Below are 6,925 nucleotides of genomic sequence, written 5' to 3'. Positions count from 1 at the left end.
ACTTTAGCTCCTAGCTGCTCGAAGGCTTCAGCGACCGTTTCGATCCGCTCTCCGGTGGATGTGATGAGCAGATCGAAGCCGTTTTTGGCAAATTGTTTGGCGAGTTCGTAGCCGATACCGCTAGAGGCTCCCGTTACTACTGCTAAGGGTCGCGCTGTGGCATCGGGCACGGAATAAGTAGTCATAACTATTTAAATACTTAATCAATTTGGTGGTTATTTGTTACGGGGTTTGCTATGTCCGATCGCCAAGAAAATTAAGACCAGGCTAGATCGCCGACTTATTGCGAGAAGTCGGCGATCCGATCTATCCTAATCGTGACTGCTCAAGACATAATCGACGGCATCGATCGATGCTTTCGCGCCTGGAAAATTAATTGTTCTCAACACTTTTTTCCAGCTCGTTCGCGCTGCGTTTAGCGACATCTGGATACATGCCGCCAAACTCTTTAACAGCATCTGCGGATTGTTCGCCGATGCGTTCGAGTCTTTCTCCAGGCTTACCTTTAACTTCCCGCGCTTGCTTTTGCCATTCCCCAGTAGTTTTGGGTCGATCGGGATTTTCTTGATGTACCATTCGATCGAGTTTGTCGATCGTGGCTTTGCTAGCGAGATCGGGTGCGGGCGTGGTATTTAATAAAATAAAACCGATCGCGATGACCGATAAAAATTGCCGTACTCGTACCTGCTTGAACCAGTTACCGATTTGAGTCACTGTCCGGGCGATTGTCTGTAACATTTTTAATTCCTCTTTGCTAAGTCAAACACTTTGACAAGTAAATTTTATCTTTAATTCAGTATTAAGATTAGCTATATTTATGACAAATAATTCTCTATCAAAAGATGTAGATTGAGTGCGTAAAAGAGGTAGGTAGAATTTCGAGTTTTCATGAGCCAGTTTCATAATTGACTCGACAGGAAATAACTAATTAGGTACCGATCGGTTCGGTATAGCCTTGAATGTTTTCTGGCTCAAACTGACGCAAGATCCGTGTAGCTCGCTCGGTAAGTTCGCCCGTGCCTTTGACAATAACTAGATATTTACCAGCATTGAGCCGATTGCGATATGCCAGTGCATCACCGCTACCAATGGTTAGACCGACAGCACCGCCAGAAAAATAAGCACCCAAGGCACCCGCACCAGCGCCAAAAATACCACCTAAAACATGGTTGACAATTGGTACGCCTTCGGGAATTATTTCGATCGCGGTCAACCAGTTGAAGGCGTAACCTGCAATAAATCCAAAGCTAACTAGCCAAAATAATTCGCGTTTGATTTCTTGCTTGGCTTCAACATTAGGATCGATTAATCCATAGTCATCGGCACTTTGATAACCGTCACCTAATATGTTAATGCCATCGTTTGGTAAGCCTTCTTTTGCTAGTGCAGAATAGGCGGCTTCGGCTTGAATACGATCGGGTAAAACGGCAACGAGATAATTCATAAAAATTAGGGGTTTGATGAAGATAGCTACTCGATCGCAGATCCCCGACTTCTTAAAAGAAGTCGGGGATCTAGGAAATGCAAGGGTGAGAAGAAGCTACGCTACGCGCTCGGAATTGTCGGCCATTCGGTTGTTTGAGCTGTTGGAGCTATTTGAGCTGTTTGACCGGGTTTGAGTATGACCTTGATACAGCTCTCTTTTTTATGCTTGAAGATTTCGTAAGCGTGGGGGGCTTGCTCCAGGGGGAGAGAGTGAGTAATGATAAATGTCGGGTCGATATCGCCGTTTTGGACTCGATCGAGTAGGGGTTGTAAATACTTATGGACGTGCGTCTGTCCCGATTTCATCGTCAAGCCCTTATTCATAAATGCACCCATCGGGATTTTGTCAACGAAGGCGTTATAACCACCGGGTACAGAGACGCTACCACCTTTACGGACGGCGACGATCGCCTGACGTAATGCAGTGGGGTTATCGGTTTCGAGCTTAACCGCCATCATCGCTTTGTCATAGAAGCCTTCTAGCCCCATCCCGTGTGCTTCCATGCCGACAGCATCCATCGCCGAATCGGGGCCGCGCCCGCCTGTCATCTCCTTGAGAGCTTCGCCGACTTCAATTTCTTCATAGTTGAGGATTTCGGCACCGCCAGCCTTCGCCATTGCCAACCGTTCGGGGACGCGATCGATCGCAATTACCCGCTCGGCACCGAGCATAAAGGCACTGCGGATCGCAAATTGTCCCACGGGACCACAACCCCAGATCGCGACGGTATCTCCCGGCTGAATATTGCAGTTTTCAGCAGCCATATAGCCAGTGGGGAAGACATCGGTAAAAAAGACCACCTGCTCGTCGGTCAAGCCGTCAGGAATCTTAAATAAACCGACATCGGCAAACGGCACGCGGGCATACTCAGCTTGACCGCCAGCATAGCCGCCCAGCAGGTGCGAATACCCCATTAGACCTGCTGGCGAGTGACCCATCACTTTTTCGGCCATCCAAGCATTGGGATTGGAGTTGTCGCACAATGAGGTCATTTCCCGACTGCAAAAGAAGCAGGAGCCACAGGAGATCGTAAATGGCACTACAACTCGATCGCCAATTTTGACATTAGTGACTTTACGCCCCAGTTCCACTACCTCGCCCATGAATTCATGACCGAGGATATCCCCTTTTTTCATGGTGGGGTTCATGCCGTTATATAAATGCAGATCGGAGCCACAAATCGCGGTGGTGGTGATGCGGATAATCGCATCGCGCGGATTGAGGATTTTAGGATCTGGAACTGTTTCGACTTGGATTTTATTGGTACCTTGCCAGCAAACTGCTTTCATAATGGTGAATAGTGGATAGTGGATAGTGGATAGTTTTAGTGCGTTGGGTTTTATGCTGGTTGATGAGCGACAGCCGAACCGCAACCCAACCTCCAGATCTAACTCCGTCGCCCGCAGGATTGACCTTCAGTAGTCGCAATTTCCCCTGTCTCCATCAGCATCTTGAAGCGGCGTAGATCGTCACCGATCTGCTGTTCGGGGTTTTCGCCAAATAAGGATGCGATCGCGGCAGTGAGTGCGCCACCTGGTACGCTATACTCCAGCACGACTTTGACTTCCACGCCACGTCCGGGAGGTGCGGGGGTAAATCGGACAAAACCAGAGTTTTCGACATCTGCATCGGGGACAGAAGCCCAGCTAATCATCTGATTTGGCAGATCGGTAATGATGTCAGCATCCCACTCGACACTCTTGCCCAGCGGCGCACTCGCCACCCAATGCGATCGAGTTTCATTGATAACAGTCACCGATTTGAGGTGCTTCATAAATGTGGGTAAGTTCTCAAAGTCATGCCAGTACTGGTATAGTTCCTCGATCGATTTGTTCTGAATCGTCACCGTCTTTTCGACTCGCAATCCTTTATCGATGCCAGTTGCTTCGACCACTTTTTCCTGGATACTTTTCTCCGATGTGGCACCGTGGTAAGCCAATGTCCCACCCGCAACCGCCATCAGTACACCACGTAGCGATCGCTGGCTCAATCCTGCCAGCACCATCGCGCCGCCCGTCAGCAAAGATCCCCACCGCTCGGTATCACCCGGCTGTTGCGGTGATTTGTCGTCGTTAGTCTTTTGAATTTCCATAAATGTAGTGAATAGTGGATAGTGGATAGTGGATAGTGGTTAGTGGTTAGTGGTTAGTGGATAGTGGTTAGTGGTTAGTAGCTGGTGGTTAGTAGATAGTGGTTAACTTCATTCTTGTCTCCTCGTCCCCCCGTCTCCCCGTCTCCTACTCCATGTCTTTAAATAAATTAGCTGCGACTAGTGCAATAACACCTAATCCTGCCGCTGTAGTCCACTTGACTGCTGGATGAATATCGAACCAATCTAAAAAACTCGGGATCGTCTTGTCAGAGAAATCGCCAGTTACGGTGTTGTATCCTTCGATCGGATCGAAAAGGTTATTGGGGTCGTCTGTGGCTTTAATCGTATTGGTGCGTTGTCCGGGAATCGCGATCGCACCGACTAGGGTGTCAGTGAGATCTGGGACGAGCTTTTGCACGAAGTCAATGATACGACCGACATCGCCGACAATGATGTCCCGAGCGGGGTATTCGGCAGCATGTAGAATTGCTTCTGCAACGATACTCGGCTGATAGTAGGGGGGGATGCCAGTGGGCTTGACGCCCAATTTCGTCCGCGCTTTGTTATAAAAGGGCGTATTGATGACCGAGGGGAGGATATTGGTGATGCTAATCGGGAATCCTTCGTGTCTGAGTTCCGATCGCAATGAGTCGAGCCAGCCTTCCATCCCGTGTTTGGATGCAGAATAGGCTGATTGCAGTGGCATCGAGCGCCGCGCCTCAACTGACGAAACCGCGATGAATGCGCCCCGCCCTGTCTGTCTCAGGTGCGGCATTGCCACCATCGCGCCATAGACCGATCCCATCAGATTGACATCGATGACCCGCTTGAATTCTTCCGGAGTTACTTGCTCGAAGGGAGCAATAATTCCAGTTCCCGCCGCATGTACCCAAGTATCCAACCGTCCGAAGCGTTCGATAGTTTGGTCGGCAATACTTTTGACCTGTTTAAATTTAGCCACATCAGCAGTAACCGCGATCGCCTCCGATCCAAATTGCTCGATTTCCTTGACTAATGATGCCAAGCCTGATTCACTCCGCGCCGCAACTACCAATTTTGCACCGCGTTTGGCAAACTGAAGCGCAGTTTCGCGACCGATTCCACTAGAAGCTCCAACCACAGCAACAACTTGTTGTTCGATCGGTTTTAGTTTCATGGCAGTTAGATGATTGCAACTTCAGTATGCTAGCAATGTCAATCCTGAGAGTCTTCTCTCTCAAGAGGGAGATCCATTCTATCTCTATCGGTAGATTCAATTATTATTTATTATTGCTATTACTAAAGTAATACACACAAAACTCTGTCAATCTTCGTGTTTTCTAAACTGAATTTTATACCAGAAAAACATGGCACAAAATCCTCCCGATTTGGGCGATCGGGCACTAAGTAAAGTAGTAGAGCTGGGAATTGCCACTCAGCTCGATCGCTCTGAAGAAATCGAGGTCGATATTCGGACTAATCCTGTAAATTTTATCCAAGGAAAATTAGATTCTGTCGAGATCTCCGGCAAGGGAGTAGTTGTCAAGCAAGATTTGCGAGTCGAAAATATTCAAATCGATACTGATGAGGTGTCGATCGATCCACTCAAAGCAGTTTTTGGTAATATCAAACTCACTCATCCAACTGAGGCTGAAGCGCGAATTATTTTGACAGAAGCTGATATCAATCATGCTTTTAGTTGCGAATATATTCAGAGCAAATTACGTGGTTTGAAAATGGAGCTGGATGGGCAGCCAGTCACGATCGATATTCAACAAGCATCACTAGATTTACCTGGTGAAAACCAATTTGTAATTTCGACAACCTTTTTACTCCGCGAGCAAAACGCAGTCAAAAAGATGTCAGCAACTGCCATTCCCCAAATTGATGAAGATGGTAATCGCATTTCACTAGAGATTTTAGCGGCTCAAGGTGAAGGTTTGAATCTCAAATTAGTAATGGTGATTATCGAACAACTTACTGCGCTGCTCGATCTCCGCAATTTCGATCTGCCTGGTGTATCGCTCCAGCTCCACCAATTAGAGGCTCAACTGGGCAAATTGGTAATTCACGCCAAAAGTCAAATCGCTCAAATTCCGACTATTTAAACTTTATTACTAGGCACAAAATCATGGCTCAAGCTCCCAGCATTCCCCCATTTATCGAAAGTAACACTACCGAGTATCATGATAGCGGCGTACCGAGTACAGTTGCGATCGCCAAGCATCCACTCCATCCACTAATCGTAACGTTTCCGATCGCTTTTCTCTCAGGTGCGGCGGGAGCTGATGTCGGGTATTGGCTGACAGGCGATGCTTTTTGGGCGCGTGCTGCTATCTGGTTCATTGGTGCGGGGTTTGTTTCGGGGTTATTAGCCGCTCTAACTGGAATGCTGGATTTTTTGCGGATCGATCGAGTCAGAAAGCGCAGTGCAGGCTGGATTCACATGGTTACTAACGTTGTCGCAATGTCTCTGACGTTAGTTAACTGGATCTTACGGTGGAATAATTTTGAAGGCGCGATTTTACCTGTAGGTATGATTATTTCGGTCGTCGTGGCATCGCTACTAGCAATCTCAGGCTGGTTTGGCGCAGAACTGATTTATCGCCACAAAGTCGCAGTCATCGGCGACAGCAGTCGCTACGAGCCTTAATTGAGAATTGATAATTGAGAATTGATAATTAAAGTTTACCTAAAAAATCCCCTCCCAGGAGCGAAAAGTGCGGTCTTGGGGTTTCCCCAAGTGCAGCACCTTTTCAAGACAGGGGTGCACGTAGGGCGGGGTGGGTAGATCTTCGCCACAATTCCAGCAGATGTCGATCGAAAGAAAATCTGTGAAAAAATTTGATTATACACTCGACTTTAAAAATATCGACTTTCGCCAACATCCCGAACTTTATCGCATCGGCAAAGGCGAACAAGGTGTTTTACTCATCGAACCTTATAAAAGCGAAATCTTGCCATACTGGAGATTTAAAACACCTTGTTCGCCCGCAAATCTGCTGGCAAAATTTATACCCTGTTTCTTAAATATAAGGAACAGGGAGACTTTGTAGGTATGGATATGGCGCGGAAGTTTCTGCAAATGGGCTACACGCGATCGAGACGTTACGCCAATCACAAATCGGGACGTAAATATCTCAAGGATTCCAAAACTATTCTCCCCAATGAGGAAGATCCAATTAAGGCAGAATCTGCCAAGATTTTTTGGGAAGTGTGGCAACAAGCCAAGACAGATCCAGAGTATGTTGTCATGCTCGATCGACACGAACAAAAGTTTGCTTAAATGTCGATTTAACTCATCACAGATCTGTAGGTTGGGTAGAGCGAATGCTCTACCCAACCTACAACTTTTCGGTGTGAATCAG

General features: G+C 47.4%; 8 protein-coding genes and 1 pseudogene. 3 read left to right on the top strand and 6 right to left on the bottom strand.

Annotation, left to right across the window (positions count from 1 at the left end; genetic code table 11):
* The 6 genes from RMO52_RS23295 to RMO52_RS23270 all read right to left on the bottom strand — a co-directional run.
* Nucleotides 1-185: SDR family NAD(P)-dependent oxidoreductase (locus RMO52_RS23295; RefSeq protein ID WP_310419096.1), on the bottom strand; the 185-nt coding region annotated here is incomplete at its 3' end.
* Nucleotides 186-372: 187 nt separating this feature from the next.
* Complete coding sequence (locus RMO52_RS23290; RefSeq protein ID WP_309743643.1) at nt 373-738, bottom strand: hypothetical protein; 366 nt, start codon at nt 736-738, stop codon at nt 373-375.
* A gap of 190 nt (nt 739-928) precedes the next feature.
* Nucleotides 929-1,444, bottom strand: coding sequence for a hypothetical protein (locus tag RMO52_RS23285; RefSeq protein WP_309743641.1), 516 nt, complete (start codon nt 1,442-1,444; stop codon nt 929-931).
* A gap of 101 nt (nt 1,445-1,545) precedes the next feature.
* Nucleotides 1,546-2,775 (bottom strand): zinc-dependent alcohol dehydrogenase, encoded by a 1,230-nt coding sequence (locus tag RMO52_RS23280; protein WP_309743639.1) that lies wholly within the window; start codon nt 2,773-2,775, stop codon nt 1,546-1,548.
* A 98-nt stretch (nt 2,776-2,873) separates the two neighbouring features.
* Nucleotides 2,874-3,578 (bottom strand): SRPBCC family protein, encoded by a 705-nt coding sequence (locus tag RMO52_RS23275; RefSeq protein WP_310419093.1) that lies wholly within the window; start codon nt 3,576-3,578, stop codon nt 2,874-2,876.
* 145 nt (nt 3,579-3,723) lie between these two features.
* Nucleotides 3,724-4,734 (bottom strand): SDR family oxidoreductase, encoded by a 1,011-nt coding sequence (locus RMO52_RS23270; protein WP_310419090.1) that lies wholly within the window; start codon nt 4,732-4,734, stop codon nt 3,724-3,726.
* A gap of 190 nt (nt 4,735-4,924) precedes the next feature.
* Here RMO52_RS23270 and RMO52_RS23265 point away from each other — a divergent pair, with 190 nt between their 5' ends.
* From RMO52_RS23265 to RMO52_RS23250, 3 genes and pseudogenes are all read left to right on the top strand, one after another.
* Complete coding sequence (locus tag RMO52_RS23265; RefSeq protein ID WP_310419087.1) at nt 4,925-5,665, top strand: DUF2993 domain-containing protein; 741 nt, start codon at nt 4,925-4,927, stop codon at nt 5,663-5,665.
* Between the two features lie 23 nt (nt 5,666-5,688).
* Nucleotides 5,689-6,210 (top strand): DUF2231 domain-containing protein, encoded by a 522-nt coding sequence (locus RMO52_RS23260; protein ID WP_310419084.1) that lies wholly within the window; start codon nt 5,689-5,691, stop codon nt 6,208-6,210.
* Between the two features lie 250 nt (nt 6,211-6,460).
* Nucleotides 6,461-6,843, top strand: a pseudogene (locus RMO52_RS23250) (DUF4385 family protein).
* Nucleotides 6,844-6,925 lie beyond the last annotated feature (82 nt).

This window comes from Chamaesiphon sp. OTE_8_metabat_110 (genome assembly GCF_031382685.1).
In the GTDB taxonomy this organism is placed as follows: domain Bacteria; phylum Cyanobacteriota; class Cyanobacteriia; order Cyanobacteriales; family Chamaesiphonaceae; genus Chamaesiphon.
Note: the sequence above shows the minus strand (reverse complement) of the source record. Positions and strands in the feature narration are given on the sequence as shown.

What these genes read in the sequence shown, in the direction of transcription:
- RMO52_RS23290 (WP_309743643.1), bottom strand. Translation starts at nt 738, where the DNA reads ATGTTACAGACAATCGCCCGGACAGTGACTCAAATCGGTAACTGGTTC.
- RMO52_RS23285 (WP_309743641.1), bottom strand. Translation starts at nt 1,444, where the DNA reads ATGAATTATCTCGTTGCCGTTTTACCCGATCGTATTCAAGCCGAAGCC.
- RMO52_RS23280 (WP_309743639.1), bottom strand. Translation starts at nt 2,775, where the DNA reads ATGAAAGCAGTTTGCTGGCAAGGTACCAATAAAATCCAAGTCGAAACA.
- RMO52_RS23275 (WP_310419093.1), bottom strand. Translation starts at nt 3,578, where the DNA reads ATGGAAATTCAAAAGACTAACGACGACAAATCACCGCAACAGCCGGGT.
- RMO52_RS23270 (WP_310419090.1), bottom strand. Translation starts at nt 4,734, where the DNA reads ATGAAACTAAAACCGATCGAACAACAAGTTGTTGCTGTGGTTGGAGCT.
- RMO52_RS23265 (WP_310419087.1), top strand. Translation starts at nt 4,925, where the DNA reads ATGGCACAAAATCCTCCCGATTTGGGCGATCGGGCACTAAGTAAAGTA.
- RMO52_RS23260 (WP_310419084.1), top strand. Translation starts at nt 5,689, where the DNA reads ATGGCTCAAGCTCCCAGCATTCCCCCATTTATCGAAAGTAACACTACC.